This window comes from Bradyrhizobium sp. CCBAU 65884 (assembly GCF_028128835.1).
Taxonomy (GTDB): Bacteria; Pseudomonadota; Alphaproteobacteria; order Rhizobiales; family Xanthobacteraceae; genus Bradyrhizobium; species Bradyrhizobium ottawaense.
Genome location: NZ_LBJU01000128.1, coordinates 235,396 through 254,148 on the forward strand (window position 1 = coordinate 235,396; position 18,753 = coordinate 254,148).

At 64.8% G+C, this 18,753-nt stretch carries 21 protein-coding genes; 10 read left to right on the forward strand and 11 right to left on the reverse strand.

Going from position 1 to position 18,753, the window contains the following annotated elements:
• The first annotated feature begins 52 nt into the window (after positions 1-52).
• From XI03_RS30480 to XI03_RS30490, 3 genes are all read left to right on the forward strand, one after another.
• Complete coding sequence (locus XI03_RS30480) at positions 53-832, forward strand: NAD kinase (protein ID WP_271594181.1); 780 nt, start codon at positions 53-55, stop codon at positions 830-832.
• A gap of 99 nt (positions 833-931) precedes the next feature.
• Positions 932-1,477 carry a response regulator gene (locus XI03_RS30485; protein WP_008549760.1) on the forward strand — a complete coding sequence of 182 codons (546 nt, stop codon included), beginning with the start codon at positions 932-934 and terminating at the stop codon, positions 1,475-1,477.
• A 28-nt stretch (positions 1,478-1,505) separates the two neighbouring features.
• Positions 1,506-2,084 carry an Hpt domain-containing protein gene (locus tag XI03_RS30490; protein ID WP_028141099.1) on the forward strand — a complete coding sequence of 193 codons (579 nt, stop codon included), beginning with the start codon at positions 1,506-1,508 and terminating at the stop codon, positions 2,082-2,084.
• A 153-nt stretch (positions 2,085-2,237) separates the two neighbouring features.
• Here the strand turns inward: XI03_RS30490 and XI03_RS30495 are convergent, their stop codons facing one another.
• The 4 genes from XI03_RS30495 to folE form a co-directional block, all read right to left on the reverse strand.
• On the reverse strand, positions 2,238-3,413 hold the full coding sequence (locus tag XI03_RS30495; protein ID WP_212475372.1) for a DUF2336 domain-containing protein: 1,176 nt from the start codon (positions 3,411-3,413) through the stop codon (positions 2,238-2,240).
• 285 nt (positions 3,414-3,698) lie between these two features.
• Positions 3,699-4,760 (reverse strand): transglycosylase, encoded by a 1,062-nt coding sequence (locus XI03_RS30500; protein WP_028141101.1) that lies wholly within the window; start codon positions 4,758-4,760, stop codon positions 3,699-3,701.
• A gap of 182 nt (positions 4,761-4,942) precedes the next feature.
• A complete protein-coding gene (hisI, locus tag XI03_RS30505) occupies positions 4,943-5,365 on the reverse strand; it encodes a phosphoribosyl-AMP cyclohydrolase (protein ID WP_028141102.1) in 423 nt (140 codons plus the stop codon).
• Positions 5,366-5,392: 27 nt separating this feature from the next.
• Entirely contained in the window at positions 5,393-6,085 is a 693-nt protein-coding gene (gene folE, locus XI03_RS30510; protein WP_271594182.1) for a GTP cyclohydrolase I FolE, read from the reverse strand.
• Between the two features lie 236 nt (positions 6,086-6,321).
• Between folE and XI03_RS30515 the strand changes: the two genes are divergently transcribed.
• Entirely contained in the window at positions 6,322-6,777 is a 456-nt protein-coding gene (locus XI03_RS30515) for an iron-sulfur cluster assembly scaffold protein (protein ID WP_028141104.1), read from the forward strand.
• Between the two features lie 66 nt (positions 6,778-6,843).
• Here the strand turns inward: XI03_RS30515 and XI03_RS30520 are convergent, their stop codons facing one another.
• Positions 6,844-7,743 carry a hypothetical protein gene (locus XI03_RS30520; RefSeq protein ID WP_028141105.1) on the reverse strand — a complete coding sequence of 300 codons (900 nt, stop codon included), beginning with the start codon at positions 7,741-7,743 and terminating at the stop codon, positions 6,844-6,846.
• A 247-nt stretch (positions 7,744-7,990) separates the two neighbouring features.
• On the opposite strand from XI03_RS30520, the gene yidD reads away from it, so the two are divergent.
• Positions 7,991-8,329 (forward strand): membrane protein insertion efficiency factor YidD, encoded by a 339-nt coding sequence (gene yidD / locus XI03_RS30525; protein ID WP_028141106.1) that lies wholly within the window; start codon positions 7,991-7,993, stop codon positions 8,327-8,329.
• 92 nt (positions 8,330-8,421) lie between these two features.
• Positions 8,422-8,661 carry a hypothetical protein gene (locus XI03_RS30530; protein WP_028141107.1) on the forward strand — a complete coding sequence of 80 codons (240 nt, stop codon included), beginning with the start codon at positions 8,422-8,424 and terminating at the stop codon, positions 8,659-8,661.
• Here XI03_RS30530 and XI03_RS30535 read toward each other — a convergent pair whose 3' ends face one another.
• Both XI03_RS30535 and XI03_RS30540 read right to left on the reverse strand, forming a co-directional pair.
• Positions 8,662-9,876, reverse strand: a complete 1,215-nt coding sequence (locus XI03_RS30535; protein ID WP_271594183.1) for a hypothetical protein — start codon at positions 9,874-9,876, stop codon at positions 8,662-8,664.
• Positions 9,877-9,878: 2 nt separating this feature from the next.
• Complete coding sequence (locus XI03_RS30540) at positions 9,879-11,246, reverse strand: APC family permease (RefSeq protein WP_271594184.1); 1,368 nt, start codon at positions 11,244-11,246, stop codon at positions 9,879-9,881.
• 350 nt (positions 11,247-11,596) lie between these two features.
• Here XI03_RS30540 and XI03_RS30545 point away from each other — a divergent pair, with 350 nt between their 5' ends.
• Both XI03_RS30545 and XI03_RS30550 read left to right on the forward strand, forming a co-directional pair.
• Complete coding sequence (locus XI03_RS30545; protein ID WP_271594185.1) at positions 11,597-12,886, forward strand: alpha/beta hydrolase; 1,290 nt, start codon at positions 11,597-11,599, stop codon at positions 12,884-12,886.
• 171 nt (positions 12,887-13,057) lie between these two features.
• On the forward strand, positions 13,058-13,384 hold the full coding sequence (locus tag XI03_RS30550) for a GrlR family regulatory protein (protein WP_038950525.1): 327 nt from the start codon (positions 13,058-13,060) through the stop codon (positions 13,382-13,384).
• Between the two features lie 34 nt (positions 13,385-13,418).
• On the opposite strand, the gene XI03_RS30555 is transcribed toward XI03_RS30550, so the two are convergent.
• The gene (locus XI03_RS30555) at positions 13,419-13,796 is read right to left on the reverse strand and encodes a hypothetical protein (RefSeq protein WP_028141112.1); all 378 of its coding nucleotides are present in this window, start codon (positions 13,794-13,796) and stop codon (positions 13,419-13,421) included.
• Positions 13,797-13,887: 91 nt separating this feature from the next.
• On the reverse strand, positions 13,888-15,057 hold the full coding sequence (locus XI03_RS30560; protein WP_271594186.1) for an MFS transporter: 1,170 nt from the start codon (positions 15,055-15,057) through the stop codon (positions 13,888-13,890).
• A 184-nt stretch (positions 15,058-15,241) separates the two neighbouring features.
• Here XI03_RS30560 and thrS point away from each other — a divergent pair, with 184 nt between their 5' ends.
• A complete protein-coding gene (thrS, locus tag XI03_RS30565) occupies positions 15,242-17,296 on the forward strand; it encodes a threonine--tRNA ligase (protein ID WP_028141114.1) in 2,055 nt (684 codons plus the stop codon).
• Positions 17,297-17,302: 6 nt separating this feature from the next.
• Here the strand turns inward: thrS and XI03_RS30570 are convergent, their stop codons facing one another.
• The gene (locus XI03_RS30570; RefSeq protein WP_028141115.1) at positions 17,303-17,674 is read right to left on the reverse strand and encodes a helix-turn-helix domain-containing protein; all 372 of its coding nucleotides are present in this window, start codon (positions 17,672-17,674) and stop codon (positions 17,303-17,305) included.
• Between the two features lie 10 nt (positions 17,675-17,684).
• Positions 17,685-17,990 (reverse strand): type II toxin-antitoxin system HigB family toxin, encoded by a 306-nt coding sequence (locus XI03_RS30575; RefSeq protein WP_271594187.1) that lies wholly within the window; start codon positions 17,988-17,990, stop codon positions 17,685-17,687.
• 145 nt (positions 17,991-18,135) lie between these two features.
• Between XI03_RS30575 and XI03_RS30580 the strand changes: the two genes are divergently transcribed.
• The gene (locus tag XI03_RS30580) at positions 18,136-18,699 is read left to right on the forward strand and encodes a nitroreductase family protein (protein WP_038950529.1); all 564 of its coding nucleotides are present in this window, start codon (positions 18,136-18,138) and stop codon (positions 18,697-18,699) included.
• Positions 18,700-18,753 lie beyond the last annotated feature (54 nt).

An 18,753-nucleotide genomic window follows, 5' to 3' on the forward strand; every position in this document is an offset into this window, starting at 1 on the left:
TATAGACGAGCCCGGCGGAACTTCCTCCAGCAAGCGGCCTGCCCGACAAGCCATGACCAAGCCCCAGCGATACGACCGCATCGCCTTCGTCGCCAGCCCGAGCAGCGAGGCGCAGGCCGCCTTCAGCCAGCTCACCAGGGACTATGGCAATTGCGACCCCAGGGAGGCCGACGTCGTGGTTGCGCTGGGGGGCGACGGGCTGATGCTCCAGACGCTGCACCAGAACATGCGCACGGGAAAGCCGATCTACGGCATGCATCGCGGCACCGTCGGCTTCCTGATGAACGAATACGCGACGCACGATCTGCGCGCGCGGCTCGAAACGGCTCATGAATCCGAGATCAATCCGCTCCTGATGCGTGCAACCGACGTCAACGACCGCGTCCACCTGCACCACGCCATCAACGAGGTCTACCTGTTCCGGCAGACCTCGCAGGCGGCGCGCCTGCGGATCCTGATCGACGAGCGCGAGCGCATGCCCGAGCTGATCGCCGACGGCATCATCGTGGCGACGCCGGCCGGCTCGACGGCCTACAATCTGTCGGCGCAGGGACCGATCCTGCCGATCAACGCCGCCCTTCTGGCACTGACCCCGATCAGCGCCTTTCGCCCGCGCCGCTGGCGCGGGGCGCTGCTGCCCAACACCGCCTATGTCGTGATCGAGGTGCTGGAGGACGACAAGCGTCCGGTCGCGGCCGTCGCCGACCATGAAGAGGTCCGCAGGGTCCGGCGCGTCGAGGTCCTGTCCGACAAGAGCATCTCGATGCGCATGCTGTTCGACCCCGGCCACAGCCTGGAAGAACGCATTTTGCGCGAGCAGTTCGGCTACTGAGCCCCCGCCCCCCGCGCGCTGCGGGAGCCCGGTCGCAACCCTTCGTTAACCCTCGCCACGATATGGTTAACGAAGGTTGACCGCTTTGGCCCGGGCGTCATGTTCCGTATCGACTTCAACAAGCTGCGCTTCCTCGTCTGTGACGACAATCCGCACATGCGCCGCATCCTGCGCACGCTGCTGCATTCGTTCGGCGCGCGCGAGGTCTATGAAGCCGAGGACGGCGCCACCGCGCTCGAAATGTACAGCCATTACGTGCCCGATATCGTCATCACCGACTGGGCCATGCCAATCTTCGACGGGCTCGAGCTCGCGCAGATGATCCGGCAGCCGGAGTCCAAGGGCAACCCCTACGCGCCGATCATCATGCTGACCGGCCATTCCGAGAAGCGCCGCGTCACCGTGGCGCGCGATGCCGGCGTCACCGAATTCCTGGCCAAGCCGATCTCGGCCAAGGGGCTCTATCAGCGCATCCTCAACGTGGTCGCCAATCCCCGCCCCTTCATCAAGACCAAGACCTATTTCGGGCCGGACCGGCGCCGCAACACCAATTCCGCCTATATGGGCCCCGAGCGCCGCGTCGGCGAAAAGCACGAGGTGCTCCAGCAGCCCTCGCTGCTCGACAAGGCCCGCTCATCCATCTAGCGCAACGTCTTCAGACGAGGCAGGCATCATGGCGAAGAACAGCGCAAAGGACATCGAGGTCACGGCCTTCGCCACGCATCAACTCATCACGCAGCCCAACCCGCTGCGGAAAGTTCTGCGCCGGGTCGAAGACAAGGACATGGACGATCCGATCGGCCGCGCCGAGCAGGCGCTGGCGGGCCTGTCCGGCGAGTTCAAGGACTGGATGACGACCGAGGTCAATCGTCTGTCGGCCGCCTATGTCGCCATCCGCAATGACGGCTTCACCAAGGAGCGGCGCGACGAGCTGTTCCGCGCCGCGCACGACATCAAGGGCGACGCCGCGACCTTCGGCTATCCGGCCGCGGCCGGAATCGCCGAGAGCCTGTGCCGCGTCATCGAGCACGCGCCTGATCTGGAAAAGGTGCCGGCCGAACTGTTCACGCACCACATCAACGCCATCCTCGCCATCGTGCACGAGAACACCAGGCTCGACAGCATCAGCGTCTCCGCCGAGCTCAGCCGCCGCCTGCGCAAGGTCGCCGACGACTATCTCGCCCATGTCAATCGCGACCGCCCCGAGCATCTCGAGGTGATCCTGGCACCGAGCATCGCGCCGACGGAGTAAGGGCTCGGCTCTATCACCACGATCAGAATCGTAGGGTGGGTTAGCGTAGCGTAAACCACCACTTCTCTATTTGCGTGGAAAGCAAAGAGGTGGGTTACGCCTGCGAGCTGCGCTTCGCGCAGCCGCAGGGCTAACCCACCCTACGGCAGCTCGCTACGCGGCGATCAGATCGCCATACAGCGGATCGATCGCATCGTCCGCGACCAGCTCGTCGCAGAACAGCCTTGCCTCCTCCCGCGCGGATTCGGTGGCGAAGCGGCGCAGCAGGACCATCAGCGGCTCGGTGACGCCGCGGTCGGTCTCGCAATGGGTGAGCACGCGCTCGACCATGCGCCGGCGCAGCCGCACCGCGCCGTCGTCGCTGTCGACGAAGCCCTGCTCGTGGCAGGCATCGAGCGCGACCTGGAACGCCGCGAACGTCGCCTCGGGAAGCCCGGCGCGGCGCAGCAGCGCGTGCAGGCTGTTGCCGCCGCGGTCGTGCAGCAGCGCGGTGACGCGCGCCAGCGGCAGGTCGGCAAGCTCGGCCAGCGCCGCGTCGAAGAGGTCGAGATTGCTCGACAACAGCGCGCGCAAGATGAGACCCGCCGTGAGCTGGCCGGTGATGCGCAGGTGTCGCACCAGGCCCTGCATATCCTCGCCGCGCGAGCGCGATGCGATATTCATGGTGGAGCGGTCGCGCGCCTCGAGCGCGATGCGTTCGGCGCGGTCGGCGCTGAGCCAGTTCCGCGCCACGACGAACTGCGCCAGCGTCTCGGAGAGTTTCGCGACCAGCGCGGCGCGGGTTGCGGACGGCAGATCGTCCAGCACCAGCATCGCCTCGCGGATCGCGGCGAGATGGCCGTGGCGCTCGACGATGCGATCCCAGGAGAACGGCGCAAGCTCGGCGTTGGGATTTTCGATCAGCTCCAGCGCGGCCGCCGCGCAGCCGACTTCGGCGATGGCGGCGCAGACCGAGACCGGCAGCGCGATGCGGCGTGCGACCGCGCATTGCACCTCGTGATTGCCGGTCGCGACGAGGTCGACGAGATCGGCGTCGATCAGCAGCGGGGAATGTTCGAGCACGGGCAGCGCGACGGTCGGCTGGTCCGCCGACAGCGCCCGCACGATCGAGGCCGGCGCATCCGTGCTGCGCGCAAAGGCCTCGGCCATCGCCTGCCGCACCAGCGGCGAGGGATCGTCGAGCTGCATCAGAAGCGCGCCTTCGGCGGCGATGCGGTCGTCTGTCGAAAGGTCTGAGATCAGCCAGGCCCGGGCCAACGCCCGTGTGGCCTCGGCCCGCTCGCCGGCGGGCGCCGTCCTGATCCAATTGATGAACTGCCGAACAATCATGCTGCTTCCGGCTTACACAACAAACGAAATTGGTGACGGCTCGTCACCTGCAACACAAAATAAACCACGACGCTTAACAAAGCGTTCACCATAACTGGCTGGTTTTATTGACGTTTTGTTAAGGGAACAAAGGCGCTTGGCGTGCGTGCCCCGGACGCAGCGCAGCACGAAGTGATGCGAGCTGAGCCGGGGGCCATTTCCGACAGGAAGATTTGCTGCGGCATGGGTCCCGGCTCTGCGCAGCAGCGTTTCACGCTGCGGCGCGTCCGGGACACGAGACCTCGATTAGCTCGAGAACGTGCCGCTGCGATCGCTGAACAGATCGAGCGGCTGCGGCGGCCGCACATCCGGCGTCGCGGATGCGACTGACGTGAGCGAGGCGTTGTTGCCCCACAGCTTCTGCACCGTGGTCGAAACCGGCTGCGTGGCATCGCCGGGCTGATAGATCGAACGAAACACCGGCGTGGTCGGGGCATTGTCCGCGACCGTCGTCGGCGATGTCGCACTGACGGGCGTCACCGCGCGTGTGTTCGGGAAGGTCTGGAGATAGGCGGCGTTGTCGATGACAGGTGCGGTCGGCTGCACGCCGCTCGCGCTCGCAACCTCCGTGGTCGACGGCGTGCCGCCATACATCGCCATCGCGCTGCGGGTCGTTTTCGAATTGGCCGCGCTGGCATAGCGCGAGTCCAGCACCGAATAGACTTCGGAGACGCTGCGGGCGCGGCCGTCCCTGGCATAAAAAATCGAACGGTTGGCGGATGCCGCATTGGGAAACAGCCGCGCACCGACCGCTTGCGGATTGTCCTCGGCATTGGCAATCAGTTTCGCGGCCCCGCCGACGCCCATGAAATGCGCCATGTAGAGTTCGCTGTCGCTCGGCCTGCGCCCGAGCAGGCCCGTCAACTTGAAACTGTTCGACTGCGTCAGCGCTGCCGCCATGCTGGAGGCGGCCTCGGGATCGTCGCGCAGCTTCATGATCGACCGCTTCATCGCGGGATCGTCGACGGCGTAGCCGCCCGACGTGGTCCTGGAGATCGCGTTGGCATAATTGCCATAGCCGAGCTGGGGGCCCGCCTCCTTCACCGTGCCGAGCCAGGTCTGGTCGATGAACTGGTAGAGCCCGTGCGCGGATGACGTCGTTGCACCCGCCGTCGGATCGAAATCCGATTCCATCTTGGCGGTGGTCAGCATGTACTGGAAGCTGACGCCGGAGACATTCGAGGCCTGCTTGATCGCACCGGCGACGCGCGCCCGCGACGGATCGAGAACCGCCGTCTGCGTGGCACTGGAATTGTCGACCGACATGATGAAGTGCCCGCCCCGCGCGGCGTTGAGCAGCGCCGGCAATTCGGCGCCTGTCGTCTCACCGTGGGACAGGTATGGTTAATGCGGGGTTAAATGGGCTCTCCCCGCCCGCCCCGTCATTCCGGGGCGCACCGCAGGTGCGAGCCCGGAATCCATTGAGCCGCGCGTGATGCCTTGCGATGGATTCCGGGCTCGCGCTGCGCGCGCCCCGGAATGACAGCGAGCTACTTCTTGTAGACCGCGTTCGGGTCGAACAGCCGCTCCGCATCGGCGAAGACCAGCTTCGCCCCGCCGCCTTCGGCCTCGACCTTGCGATAGAAGCAGGATCGCCGCCCGGTGTGGCAGGCCGCGCCGATCTGCTCGACACGGATCCAGACCGCGTCCTGGTCGCAATCGGTCCGCATCTCGATCACGCGCTGGGTCTGACCCGAGGTCTCACCTTTTCGCCACAAGGCATTGCGTGAGCGGCTGAAGTACCAGGCCTCGCCGGTCGCGATCGTCTTGCGCAGCGCCTCCTCGTTCATGTGCGCGACCATGAGCACATCACCGGTGGCGACGTCGGTCGCGACGCAGGTCACGAGGCCGCTCGCGTCGAAGCGCGGGAGGAAGGACAACCCTTCCTCGATCTCATGGGAGTGAGCGGACATAGCGACCCTCGCCGTTAACTTGCGAGGTCAGCGCTGCAGGCCTCGCACCAGGGACAGGAAACGGGCCTGCTCCGCAGGGTTGTCGCAGAACATGCCGGTGAAGCGGCTGGTGAAGGTGGAGGCGCCATGCTTGGCGACGCCGCGCACCGACATGCAGGTATGCTCGGCCTCGATCAGCACCGCGACGCCGCGCGGCTTGAGGACCTCGTCGATCGCAGCCGCGATCTGCGCCGTCAGATGCTCCTGGGTCTGGAGCCTGCGGGCGAAGATGTCGGTGAGGCGGGCGAGCTTGGACAGGCCGACGACGCGTTCCACCGGCGTATAGGCGATGTGCGCCCTGCCGTAGAACGGCATCATGTGATGCTCGCATTGCGAGGTGAACTCGATGTCGCGCACCAGGACGAAATCGTCATAGCCCGCGGTCTCGCCAAAGGTGCGGTCGAGCACCTCGGCCGGGCATTGGTGATAGCCCTGATAGAGCTCGTCGAAAGCCTCGACCACGCGGCGCGGCGTGTCGAGCAGGCCCTCGCGCTCGGTGTTCTCGCCGATATAGGCGAGCAGCGTCTTCACCGCCTGTTCGGCCTCGGCGCGCGCCGGGCGCGGCTGATCGGCGCGGACGGCGGCCGCGAGGAATTCGGCGGGATCAAGCTCGGCCGGTCGGCTCTCGGGCTGCCGGTCGGAGGGCATGTTGGGGCGGATGGATTTGATGGTCGCGTCCATGTCTACTCCGTTCGACGGCCTTGCGGCCGGAGTGTCACCGGCAGACGGGGCGGCATGCCGCCGGACGCCTGAAGAGAACAAGTTGAACCCGGCGAAATGGTCCTCATCTCTCCCGTCGGCCGCATGGCCTATCGCCACCGCCGCTGGACTGTTTTTCCGCCAGTTCCGACCCTATATAGGACCGTGGACGGCGCCCGCCAAGGCCGATCCGATGCGGAAGTGCTGGACTCCATCACATGCTGAACGACATCTACAACAAGCGGATCATCGAGTTGGCCGGGAATATTCCGCGCCTCGGACGGCTGCCGGACCCCGATGCCTCCGCCACCGCCCACTCCAAACTGTGCGGCTCGACCGTGAAGATCGATCTCAAGATGGAGGGCGACAGGGTCACCGACTTCGCCCATGACGTGAAGGCCTGCGCGCTCGGACAAGCCTCCTCATCCATCATGGCAAGTCGCATCGTCGGCTCGACTGCGAGCGAACTCCGTGAGTTACGCGAAACTGTTCGCAAGATGCTGAAGGAGAACGGTGCGCCTCCTGAAGGCAAATGGGAGGAGATCAAGTTCCTCGAGCCGGTCCGCGACTACAAGGCGCGGCACGCCTCGACGCTCCTGACCTTCGATGCGGTGGTCGACGCCATTGGCCAGATCGAAGCCAAGGCCAAGCAGCCGGCTGCGGCGCAGGGCTGAACTCCCCGGAACGACACGGGGCGTCGCAAAGCGACGAACCCGGAATCACTATCAAGATTTCAGAGCTTACTTCTGCGTCGCCGGAGCCGGCGCGGCCACGCCACCGGTCGGCACCAAGGCTTCGGCCGTCTTGGTCGACTTGGCAGGCTGCGACTGCTCCGGTTCCGCGCCGAACCTTGCCTGAGTCTTCGGCGCAAGCTCCGCCATTGCCGGCGCAGAGATGTCCACATGCGGCAGCACGTCGGCGACGAGGTCGGTCGTCACGAGATTGGTGAGCTTCAGTTCGCCGGCGTCCAGCTCATGCAGGTCTTCCCAGGGCGGCACGCTGAGCGCGAGCGACAGCAGGTCACCGGCTCCGCCCATGTCGAAGGTGTATTTGGCAAGCCGGCCGATGTCGCGTTCCACGATCATCAGGTCCTGCGCGCTGTAGCTCGCTGCCTTGGCATCGTCGGCGCGGTCGCCCATCCAGATCTGGTGGACGCGGACATGGGCAGCTTCGGGCACGTAGCGCTTCTTGCCGGCCAGCAGCAGGAACACACACATGGATTCGCAATAGGCCTCTGGCGCAACCGCCGGGCGTGCGGACTGCCCGCCGCGGAGACTTACGCCGACCGTGGTCAGGAGTCCGAGATTGCGGAAGCGTCGGCCGAGGGTGATCGCGTCGTTGACGGAACCGCCGCTGGAATCGAGCACCACGGTGGCGCCGCCGAGCTGCCGTCCGCGGGAAAACTCCTCGAAATCCTTCGGTGTGTCAGCGGTGATGATGCCGACCGCGCTGACCCAGCCGCGGCAGTTCGGCTCGCAGGCAATCCAGTTGAACTTCATCGGCAGCTTGCGCTCTTCGAGAGCAACACCCGCGCGGGCCGATGACCCGAGTGTCGCGACGGCGCCAGCCAGCACGACTCCACAGACGGCGGTTCCCACCAGCAACCAGCCGCGAAGATTAAGGGAGTTCAGAAGTCTCAATCTGGTTCCTTCCCCAAGCCCCTAAGGTCCCTAACAATCCTTGGTAGCGCCCTCTGAGTCCATCATACAGGCGTATGTTTCTACACATGGACGTCACAAAAATGGTATCCGTGGGAATACAGATCGTCCACAGGTACTTGCTGCACTGCTCCCAAAAAGCACGCAAAATATGGCGCGCAAACAACAGCTTACAGTTCCCTGCGCCGGAACCGTGCAACACCTCGCCTAACCTCGCAGCACATCGCACATGAAGCATTCAGCCTGCGGGCATTGTTCCAGTTCCGTCGAAGGGGCGTTTCGGCTCCCGCGCAGATTCGGCCGTGCGTTGATTTGGCTTTACCGGCACACGCTGTCGCCCCTGGTCGGTTACAATTGCCGGCATCTGCCGACTTGCTCCGTCTATGGCGACGAGGCGATCGAACGGTTCGGGCTCTGGGCCGGCGGCTGGATGACGCTTGCGCGCCTGCTGCGCTGCAATCCGTTCGGCACGTCGGGCATCGACAATGTACCGCTCACGGCACCGCCAGGCGCGCACTGGTATCTGCCATGGCGCTACGGCCGCTGGCGCGGCGTCAATGCATCCTGAGATTGCTGTGATGCTTTGCGCATCGGTGGCCTGAGGGGAACCGCAAGCTTTCTTCCCGCGTTGTTTCGATGCTCCCCCGGGAGGAAACAACAATGCGCTGGAAAATCAGCCCTCATCTTCACTTCAGGCCTTTTCACTTCAGGCTTTCTCACTTCAGGCCTGGGCCCACCCCCGGCTCCAGGCGGCACCACGACCCCAGAACCCTGGATCTGCTCGCGATCGTCGCCTTGCTCGCGCTCGTGCTTGGCTCCGGCTGGTATCTGGCGACGAGCTTAGCCACCGCGCCGAGCACGACGGCGTTCATCGTGCCAAGCCAGAGCGTGCACTGGTAATTAGCGGAACCAGTAAAAGCGCCCGGGCGGCGGCGGGATCGGCTCGGGCGGCCGCAGCCGTTTCGGACGCGGCGGCTTCGGCGTCGGATCGGCCGACGAGGTGGCCTCCCCGCCCGGCGCCGTTTCGGTACCCGGCACCCTCACCGCCAGCAGCAAATTGGACTCGTGCATTCGCCAGCGGTAGCCGACGCCGAAATCGATCGGCTGGGCCCGCGTGAACAACTCGGAATAGCGCTCCTGGTAGCGGCCGGGGAATTCGTCGATCGGCCCGAGATAGCGGCCGAACGGGAAGAATCGCCATTGCCGCGCGCCGTAGTTCGCAAGCGGAATACCGGAATCGTCCTGGATGATGGTGGCGCTGTTGGCGAGCAGCCAGTCGCGAACGACGGTGAAGTTTCCGGAGTGCATGAGATAGGACGCACTCTTGAGCAGGCTGTTGCCGGGCCCGAGCGTCTCGCAGAATTTCAGGAATCCGGTGTTGCGCGCGCCGGCATTGGAGAGGTCGGTCGAGAAATAATACAGCGTGCGCGCCTCGCCATCGCTGCCGGCGAAGGTGATGCGAACGCCGCGCGTCGCGTTGCGCCCCGGATTGTCGTCGCCGACATGCAAGCCCCCCTTGTCGTCGAGCGCGATCATCTCGACGTTGCGGATGGTCTTGCCGGAGCGCGCGAGGAAGACATAGAGGATCGGCAAGGTGCCGTTGACCTGGTTGGCGTGCAGGTCGACCTTCATCTGCTTGGTGATGAAGAAGGAAAAGCTCAGGATCGAGCCGAGCGAGCGCTCGACATTGTAGAGCGCCGCGCCGACCGCGCCGCGCGGCAGCCGCGTCAAATCGGGCACGGCGCCGACCGGCTCCAGCGCGCCGAGCACGTAGGTGCTGGCCTTGGAATGGAAAGCGTTGGCGTAGAGGAAATCGGGGCCGCTGAACATGTAGAACATGGTCGGCCGGGGCGCGGCGAGATTGACGTCGGCCCAATCGCGAATCTTGGAGAGCTGGCGCTGTTCGAGCTGGGCGAAGGCGCCGTCGAAGAATTTTGCATGGCGCTGCCAGCCCGGATCCTTCGTGAGCGGCACCAGCGGCGAGTCCGCCGAAGGCTGCATGCCCGCGAGGAAGCGCGCGGTGTCATCGAAGCTCACCTCGGCGGCGTGCGCGGACGAGACGGCCGCAGCCAGCAGGGCAAGAGCTGTGGCCGCAATTCTGAGGGGACGAAACATGTCTATGCGCGATCGTGTGAATTGTCAGCGGCGACCGGCCGCCTGCGGAAAACAGCATAAATCAACAGGCCCGAGAGCATGACGAGCATCCCCGCGAGCGACTGCAGCGGCCGCTCGGTCAGCAGGTAGTACATCATGAACGCGGTCACGAGCAGGAAAACCAGCGGCGTGAACGGGTATCCCCAGGCGCGATAGGGTCGCGGCAGATCGGGATCGGTGATGCGCAGCTTGATGACGCCGGCGACCGTGAAGAACGAGCAGAACAACAGTGCGAACTGGATGAAGTCGAGCACCGCCTCGAAGCTGCGCGTGAACAGCAGCAGATTGGCGACGGCGAGCTGGAACAGGATCGCATAGGCCGGCGCGCCGCTCGCCGATCGCTTCGAGAACACGCGCAAGGCGGGAATGTCCTCCCCCATCGTCATCATCACGCGCGGGCCGATCCACATCATGGCGCTGATCGAGGAGATCAGGCCAACGCAGATCATCGCGCCGACGATCCGACCACCGAGGCTGCCGAAGATGGCGCTACCGGCGACGCTGGCGACATCGAGCTGACCGGCAAGCGCACCGACCGGCGTCGAATGGAGAAACACCGCGTTCAGCGCGACGTACAGCACGAGCACGATCAGCGTCCCCGCCAGCAGCGCGCGCGGCAGATTCCGCTGCGGCATGTTCATCTCGCCGATGATGTAGGTCGCGGCGTTCCAGCCCGAGAACGAATACATCACGAAGACGAGCCCGATCGCAAACGGCGCGCTGACGATGTGGGCGAGATCGCCCGGCTGCGGCGCGAACGTGATCGGCTGCGGGGCAGCGATGACGAAGCCGGCGACCAGGAAGGCGACGATCAGCGCGACCTTGATGATCGTCGCGATCAGCTGGAAGGTCGAGGAGTGCCTGACGCCGGTCAGTTGCACGAGCGAGACCAGCCACACCACGGCGATGGCGAGCGGGATCGGGGGCAGATCGGGCACGACAGATTTGGCGTATTCGCCGAACGCCATCGCGGCGAGCGCAACGGGCGCGGCAAAGCCCACCGTCGCCGACACCCAGCCGGCGAGAAAGCCGAAGGCGGGATGATAGGCGCGACCGAGGAAATTGTACTCCCCGCTCGAGCGCGGAAACATCGCCCCGAGCTCGCTATAGGCGAACACGCCGCACAGCGCGACGATGCCGCCGACGGTCCACAGCAGCAGGATCGAGAAGCCGGACGGGATGTCCTTGACCTGGAAGCCGAGGCTGGTGAAGACGCCGACCCCGATCATGTCGGCCACGACGATGGCGGTTGCGACCAGAACTGAGACCCCGGTCCCGCTTCCGGTCAGCCGGCCAGTCCAGGGCGCGGTTCCCGCATTTGATGCCGTCATCGGGGTCCTTAACCTCAGGCGTCGTGCCTCATGGGCGCATCGTGCAGGTTGGCCCAGTCAATTCAAGCAGGGTTAACAAGGGCTAAATGAGGCGACGGAAGCGGGTAATCGAGCACCGCTTATTCCGCCCCCGAGCGATAAAGCGGCGCCCGCCCCGGGAAATCCCGTTCCTCCTCCCCACAATCAGGACACGATTGCATGGTCCTTTTGAGCGTTCCGGATGTGGGGAAGTTTCTCCGGACACTTAACGTCACCTAAACGCCAGCGGCGCAATTGTCTTGAGATGCCGATGGACGTGACTTTGGGGTCATGGGTGGATGGTCGGGGCCGTTCCGAAATTGAGAGCTGACATGCGTGCCGACCGGACGACGTCCGGTGCGCGCGGTCATGCGCTCCGGATCGGCCTGATCTCAGCCTTGGTGCCGCTCTCCCTGACACTGGTTCAATGCGGCAAGGCGCCCAATCCGGCGGCGCTCGCCGCGAACTCGCAGGCCAATGTTCAGGTCGTTGCGAAGACAAATCAGCAAGTCGCGAGCGGCGACACGTTCGAGGATCGCTTCCCGGCTCCGCAATTCGGGGAGCGCTTTCCCTCGGCGAGCGAGAGTTTTCTGCAGCGGCAGATGTCGGACTTCTCGCCGAAGCGCGCCGTGCAGCAACCGTCGCCGGAGCAGGCTCCCTACAGGGTCGCTTCGCTCGAGCCGCAGGTCCCCTACAAGCGTTCGCCCCGCGACGACCTGACGACGCTCGTCAGCATGAAATCGTCGGCCTTTCCCTATTTCGGCAACAACCCCGCCTCCGACGCGCCGTTCCTCAACATCGCCAAGGGCGACCGCCGCGGCCATCGCAGCTATTCCGGTCGCGTGTTCTGGCAGGACGAGACCTACAATGACAGCCGCGTGCTGATGCACGTGCCCGAGCATTTCGACGGCCGCAAGCCGGGCGTGATCGTGGTGTTCTTCCATGGCAATGGCGCGACGCTCGAACGCGACGTGCGTGAACGCCAGCTGGTGCCGAAGCAGGTCACCGATTCCGGCGCCAATGCCGTGCTGCTTGCCCCACAGATGGCGGTCGATGCCGCCGATTCCAGCGCCGGCAAGTTCTGGCAACCGGGCGGCTTCAAGCGCTTCATGGCGGAATCGGCCGACCACCTCGCCCGCGTCACCGGCGATCCCAACAGCGCCCGCGCCTTCGCCAACATGCCGATCGTGATCGTCGGCTATAGCGGCGGCTTCCTGCCGACGGCCTGGAGCCTGGAGGTCGGCGGCATCAGCGACCGCGTCCGCGGCGTCGTGCTGCTCGACGCCGTCTATGGCGAAATGGACAAGTTCGCGTCCTGGATCGAGAGCCACCGTTCCGGCTTCTTCGTCAGCGCCTACACCCGCCACACCGCGCGGCGCGACCGCGAGCTGATGAGCATGCTCCGGCAGAAGGGCATCAGTGTCGCCGAGGACATGGACGGCCCCTTGCGTCCCGGCAGCGTGGTGTTCGTGGAGACCGGCGACGGCATCACCCATCGCGACTACGTCACCCGCGCCTGGACGCGGGATCCACTCAAGGACGTGCTGGTGAAGATGTCGGCGACGCCGGCGCTGGCGCTGACCCGCGTGGCGGCCACCAGTTCCGCCGCATCGAGCCGATAGGTTTGGATATTGGTGCAGCCGGTGTCCGGCTGCATTGCCTGCAATTCCCTCAGGCTCTGATCAAAATGTAATGTTGATGGTCGAAATCCCCGGAAGCCACCGGATTGCTTCCGCCAGCAAGGCTCATACTTTGCCGGCCAGTTTGTGATTGGAATTTCGCGGGGACAGGCAGTGCGTCAGGGATTGTACAAGGTCGACTTCCACACCGTTCATGGAACGGGCTGCGGCGTCGTCTACGTGATGGATGGCAAGATGCGCGGCGGCAATTCCGCTTTCGCCTTCATCGGCACCTATACGGGCGAAGGCGACAGCATCAAGGTCAAGATATCGACCCAGCGCTACAACGACGACCCCTCCTTCAAGGCTCTGTTCGGCACCGACCGGATCACGCTGGCGCTCGCCGGCCGGGAGGACGGCGACAACGCGGAATTCGAAGGCAACGCGCTGCAGGCGCCGGGCGTTGCCTTCCGGGCCGTGCTGAGCCGGATCAGCGACTGAGCATCAGCTCATTCGAGATTAGCTCTTGTAAGTATTAGCTCTTGGGCAGCTTCGGAATGCTCTCGGCAAAGCCGTTGAAGCAGGCCAGCCGCTCGTCCTCTTCCTTGAAGAAGCGGCAATCGGCGTAGCCCTTGGCCTTCGCCGGCTTCGGCTTCGGCGCTGGCGCGATCACCGCGTCGTAGCAGTTGAGGCGGTCCTTGGTGCCGTCGTCGAGCTCGAGGCAGGCCTGGAGCCTGGCCGCGATCGACTGCGGCTTGCCCTTCGGCGCTGCGGCCGGCTTGGCCGCCGCCTCTTTGGTCCCTTTGGGCTTGACCTGCACCAAGGGCTTGTCCCCCACCATCGGTGGCTTGTCGGCTTGCGCAAACGCGGAGGCTGAATAGAGCACCGCGGCAACCGCCAGAATCATCCTCATTTCAGTCAACTCTCTTTGGTCCCCATGACCGGCGTTCTAGCGCTCCCGCGCGCGGTTTGCCAAGCACATTGCGTACACGAAGCCGCGGGATTCAGGCCGTTGCAGCCGCAGGCCGGGGCCGGGTCAGGACCACCAGGATCAGCGCCAGCACGACGAAACCGACCGCGACGAAGCCGAGCGCATGCAGGAGTTCGCGGGCGAACAGCAGCCCGCCGACGGCGGAGCCGACCGCCTGGCCGATATAGAGAACGGACGTATTGAGCGCGACGGTTGCCGATGCCAGCGGCGGCGCGGCCGCGACCAGCCGCACCTGCTGCATCGAATTGGTCGAGGCAAAGCCGAGGCCCCAGATCGCGACCCCGACCGTCATGAAGGCAAGCGTGCCCGCGCCGAGCGCCCAGCCCGTGATGCCCGCGAGCAGCAGGCAGGTGAACAGCAGCGAGGTCCGATACGGTCCCGAGGTGTCGACGATGCGGGTGGCGATGACGACGCCGAGGAAGCCGCAGACGCCGTAAAGCGCGAACACCATGCCGATCGCATCGGGACCGGCGCCGGTGAGCTTCTTGAGCAGCGGGCCCATGAAGGTGAACACCACGAACTGCCCCGACATCTGCAGCATGGTGATCGCCAGCAGCAGCAGAACCGTCCTGTTGCGGCCGACCTCGCGCCAGGTCTTCAAATCCACCGGCGCGCCCTTCAGGCCTGCTGGAAGCCGCAGCAGCAGCAACAGGAAGCTGATGCAACCGAGCACGCCGATCTCGCCATAGGCCGCGCGCCAGCCGTAGCGGCTGGCAATGAAGGTGATCAGCGGAAGGCCGACGGCGGCAGCCAGCGACCAGCCGAGGAAGATATAGGCGATGGTGCTGCCCCGCCGCTCCACCGGCACGATCAACGCCGCCGTGCCGGCGGCCTGCGGCGTGTAGAGCGCACCGACCGCGAGCATCACGAGACGGATGGCGAGGAGGCTGGTGTAATCGGGTGCAAAGGCCGAGGCGAGATTGCCGAAGGCGAGCACCGCCAGCGTCGTCGTGAGCAGCGTCCGCCGTTCGATGCGGCTCGTCAGCCAGGCCGTCAGCGGCGAGCCGATGCACAGCGTGATCGCGGCGAAGGTGATGAGGAGCCCGGCTGCATGAATGCTGACGTCGAGCCCCGTCGCCAACTCCGGCAGCATGCCCGCCGGCGCCAGCACCGAGCAGCCGGTGACGAGATTGCCGAGCATCAAGGCGGTTGGCGCGAAACGCGGGGCGCGTGCATTTTCCATGCAAGTGCATGTAGAGCAGCCGCCGGGCCAGTTAAAGGGCCGGTGCGAAATAGTTCGTGCGCACGCCCGTTTTATGCGCCGATTTTCTTGGAATTGCCGGATTGCGCAGGCCGAATCGCCTGATATATCGCTCGTTCCCGCTTACCTGCGCTCGTTCGCAGGAGTGAGCCTCAGGAGAAAAGCAATGACCGACCAGTCCAAGGACCAGCCGAAGTCCGAATCCGGCTTCCAATATTCCCTCAGCAATCTGAAGCCCGTGACCCCCGCCGCCAAAGTTACCCTCACCTTCCCGGACGGCGCCCAGCGCCAATACGACCAGAGCATCACCGGCCTCGATATCGCCAAGGGCATCTCGCCGTCGCTGGCCAAGCGCACGGTCGCGATGGCGCTCGACGGCGTGGTCGCCGACCTCAACGATCCCATCGAGGCCGACGCCAAGCTCGAGCTGATCAGCCGCGACGATCCGCGCGCGCTCGAACTGATCCGCCACGATTGCGCCCACGTGCTCGCTGAGGCCGTGCAGACGCTGTGGCCGGGCACGCAGGTCACCATCGGTCCCGTGATCGAGAACGGCTTCTATTACGACTTCTTCCGCAACGAGCCGTTCACGCCGGAAGACTTTGCCGCGATCGAGAAGAAGATGCGCGAGATCATCGCGCGCGACAAACCTTTCACCAAGGAAGTCTGGGATCGCGAGAAGACCAAGCAGGTGTTCCGCGACAAGGGCGAGGCCTTCAAGGTCGAGCTGGTCGACGCCATTCCCGGCACCGAGCCGATCAAGATCTACTACCAGGGCGACTGGTTCGACCTGTGCCGCGGCCCGCACATGACCTCGACCGGCAAGGTCGGTAACGCCTTCAAGCTGATGAAGGTGGCCGGCGCCTATTGGCGCGGCGACAGCAACAATCCGATGCTGACCCGCATCTACGGCACGGCCTTCGCCAAGCAGGAGGACCTCGACGCCTACCTGAAGCAGATCGAGGAGGCCGAAAAGCGCGACCATCGCAAGCTCGGGCGCGAGCTCGACCTCTTCCACTTCCAGGAGGAAGGTCCGGGCGTCGTGTTCTGGCACCCGAAGGGCTGGACCATCTTCCAGCAGCTGATCGCCTATATGCGCCGGCGCCTGACCGGCGATTACAGCGAGGTCAACGCGCCGCAGATCCTCGACAAGGTGCTGTGGGAGACCTCGGGCCATTGGGGCTGGTATCGCGAGAACATGTTCGCGGCGCAGTCGGCCGGCGACGAGGCCGAGGACAAGCGCTGGTTTGCGCTCAAGCCGATGAACTGCCCGGGTCACGTGCAGATCTTCAAGCACGGCCTGAAGAGCTACCGCGACCTGCCCTTGCGCCTCGCCGAGTTCGGCGTGGTGCATCGCTATGAGCCCTCCGGCGCCATGCACGGCCTGATGCGCGTGCGCGGCTTCACCCAGGACGACGCGCACATCTTCTGCACCGAGGACCAACTCGCCGAAGAGTGCCTGAAGATCAACGAACTCATCCTGTCGACCTATGCGGACTTTGGCTTCACCGGCGATCTCACCGTGAAGCTGTCGACGCGGCCGGACAAGCGCGTCGGCACCGACGAGATGTGGGATCACGCCGAACGCGTGATGGCAACGGTTTTGCGCGAGATCCAGTCGCAGAACAATCACATCAAGACCGAGATCAACCCGGGCGAAGGCGCCTTCTACGGGCCGAAGTTCGAATATGTGCTGCGCGACGCCATCGGCCGCGACTGGCAGTGCGGCACCACGCAGGTCGACTTCAACCTGCCGGAGCGGTTCGGCGCGTTCTACATCGACCATGACGGCGGCAAGAAACCGCCTGTCATGGTGCACCGGGCGATCTGCGGCTCGATGGAGCGCTATATCGGCATCCTGATCGAGCACTATGCCGGCAACTTCCCGCTCTGGCTGTCACCGGTGCAGGCGGTGGTCACGACCATCACCTCGGAAGGCGACGAATACGCCAAGGTGGTGATGGAGCAGGCACGGCGCGCCGGGCTTCGGGTCGAGATCGACCTGCGCAACGAAAAAATCAACTACAAGGTCCGCGAGCATTCGCTGGCCAAGATCCCGGCGCTGCTCGTGGTCGGCAAGAAGGAGGCCGAGACGCATTCGGTGTCCGTCCGCCGCCTCGGCAGCGACGGCCAGAAGGTGCTGACGACCGAGGAGGCGATCGCCGCCCTGGTCGACGAGGCGACCCCGCCGGACGTCAAGCGGGCGCGGGGCGCGGTCTGACGGCGTTCAAGCGGCTCTATCTTGCCCAACTTTGATGAGGGACTCGGCCGGAATGCCGAGGCCCTCATGCAGCCGTCGGATCATGCTGAGTGTCAATTCGCGCCGCCGGTTGAGCACTTCGTGGACCCGGTTGCGGCTGCCAATAAAGGGAATCAGGTCCCTCGGCTGCAGACCGCCCTGTTCCATATGATACTTGATGGCTTCGACCGGGTCCGGAAGGTCCAGTCGGTAGTGCTTCCGCTCCCACGCCTCCACGAGCGTCACAAGCACGTCAAGCCGATCGCCCTCAGGCGAGTTCCGGCGCGCACTCATCAACGTCTCGATCTCCTTGAGCACGCGACGATAGTCTCGGTTAGACTTGATTGGCGCGATTTCCATCATCGACCTTCTAAATGGTTTGCGCATCGATTGCGTCGTACTGCCGGTGTGTTCCAACAAAACGGATATAGACCACGCGGTATGGATAGTTGATCCAGACCACCACGCGATATTTGTTGCCGGCGACGTTGAACATGACGCGGCCATCCCTGAGGATACTGGCGGTTCGGATATCTCTCTTGACGTCCGCGGGCTTCGCCCAATCGGCCTGCTTTACCTGCCGAAACCAGGCCATCAGGGGATCGCGCGCATCGGAGGCCGCCTCGCCGGCCCGATCTAGAAAAGCCTTGATCGTGCTGAGCGCGATGATCCTCATTCAACTCATCTTAGCATAGTCCCATCTTGGGACCATAACCTTCTGGACGGGCGCAGCTGTCGAACTCATAATCACTCTAAAATCCCTTCCATTCGTCCCCTGCCGGGCCTATCTCCCGGCGAGAACAAAGCCATAAGGACGCCCCGTGCCCGACGCCATCGAACTCCTGAAGACCCGCCGCTCGGTCAAGCCGCGCGAAATGACCGGGCCTGGCCCCTCGGCGGCCGAGCTCGAGACCATCCTCACCATCGGCGCCCGCGTGCCCGACCATGGCAAGCTCGCGCCCTGGCGCTTCATCATCTTCGAGGGCGACGCCCGCCAGCGCGCCGGAGAGGTGATTGCCAAGGTGTTCGCCCGGAAGAATCCCGGTGCGCCCGCCGCCGACGTCGAGATCGAGCGCAAGCGCCTCACCGACGCGCCGCTGGTGATCGGCATCGTCAGTTTCACCAGGCCGCATCCGAAGGTGCCGGCGTTCGAGCAGGAATTGTCCGCCGGCGCCAGCGCCATGAACATCGTCACGGCCGCAACCGCGCTCGGCTATGGCGCCTGCTGGCTGACCGGCTGGTTCTCGTTCGATCGCGACGTGCTCGATGGCCTCGGCCTCAAGCCGGACGAAAAGCTCGCCGGCTTCATCCATATCGGCACGCCGACCAAGCCGAGCGAAGACCGTCCGCGACCGTTCCTTTCGGAAATCGTGACGCGTTTTTAATCGAACGCTTGTTGACGCCTCTGGCGTCTTGCGGCTTTCATCCCGGCCAGGGAG

Excerpts from the sequence above, each read along its gene's own strand:
- XI03_RS30515 (WP_028141104.1), top strand. The coding sequence starts at position 6,322 with ATGCTGAACGACATCTACAACAAGCGGATCATCGAGTTGGCCGGGAAT.
- yidD (WP_028141106.1), top strand. The coding sequence starts at position 7,991 with ATGAAGCATTCAGCCTGCGGGCATTGTTCCAGTTCCGTCGAAGGGGCG.
- folE (WP_271594182.1), bottom strand. The coding sequence starts at position 6,085 with ATGGACGCGACCATCAAATCCATCCGCCCCAACATGCCCTCCGACCGG.
- XI03_RS30545 (WP_271594185.1), top strand. The coding sequence starts at position 11,597 with ATGCGTGCCGACCGGACGACGTCCGGTGCGCGCGGTCATGCGCTCCGG.
- XI03_RS30535 (WP_271594183.1), bottom strand. The coding sequence starts at position 9,876 with ATGTTTCGTCCCCTCAGAATTGCGGCCACAGCTCTTGCCCTGCTGGCT.
- XI03_RS30540 (WP_271594184.1), bottom strand. The coding sequence starts at position 11,246 with ATGACGGCATCAAATGCGGGAACCGCGCCCTGGACTGGCCGGCTGACC.
- thrS (WP_028141114.1), top strand. The coding sequence starts at position 15,242 with ATGACCGACCAGTCCAAGGACCAGCCGAAGTCCGAATCCGGCTTCCAA.
- XI03_RS30570 (WP_028141115.1), bottom strand. The coding sequence starts at position 17,674 with ATGGAAATCGCGCCAATCAAGTCTAACCGAGACTATCGTCGCGTGCTC.
- XI03_RS30490 (WP_028141099.1), top strand. The coding sequence starts at position 1,506 with ATGGCGAAGAACAGCGCAAAGGACATCGAGGTCACGGCCTTCGCCACG.
- XI03_RS30485 (WP_008549760.1), top strand. The coding sequence starts at position 932 with ATGTTCCGTATCGACTTCAACAAGCTGCGCTTCCTCGTCTGTGACGAC.
- XI03_RS30480 (WP_271594181.1), top strand. The coding sequence starts at position 53 with ATGACCAAGCCCCAGCGATACGACCGCATCGCCTTCGTCGCCAGCCCG.
- XI03_RS30575 (WP_271594187.1), bottom strand. The coding sequence starts at position 17,990 with ATGAGGATCATCGCGCTCAGCACGATCAAGGCTTTTCTAGATCGGGCC.
- hisI (WP_028141102.1), bottom strand. The coding sequence starts at position 5,365 with ATGTCCGCTCACTCCCATGAGATCGAGGAAGGGTTGTCCTTCCTCCCG.
- XI03_RS30555 (WP_028141112.1), bottom strand. The coding sequence starts at position 13,796 with ATGAGGATGATTCTGGCGGTTGCCGCGGTGCTCTATTCAGCCTCCGCG.
- XI03_RS30495 (WP_212475372.1), bottom strand. The coding sequence starts at position 3,413 with ATGATTGTTCGGCAGTTCATCAATTGGATCAGGACGGCGCCCGCCGGC.
- XI03_RS30560 (WP_271594186.1), bottom strand. The coding sequence starts at position 15,057 with ATGGAAAATGCACGCGCCCCGCGTTTCGCGCCAACCGCCTTGATGCTC.
- XI03_RS30530 (WP_028141107.1), top strand. The coding sequence starts at position 8,422 with ATGCGCTGGAAAATCAGCCCTCATCTTCACTTCAGGCCTTTTCACTTC.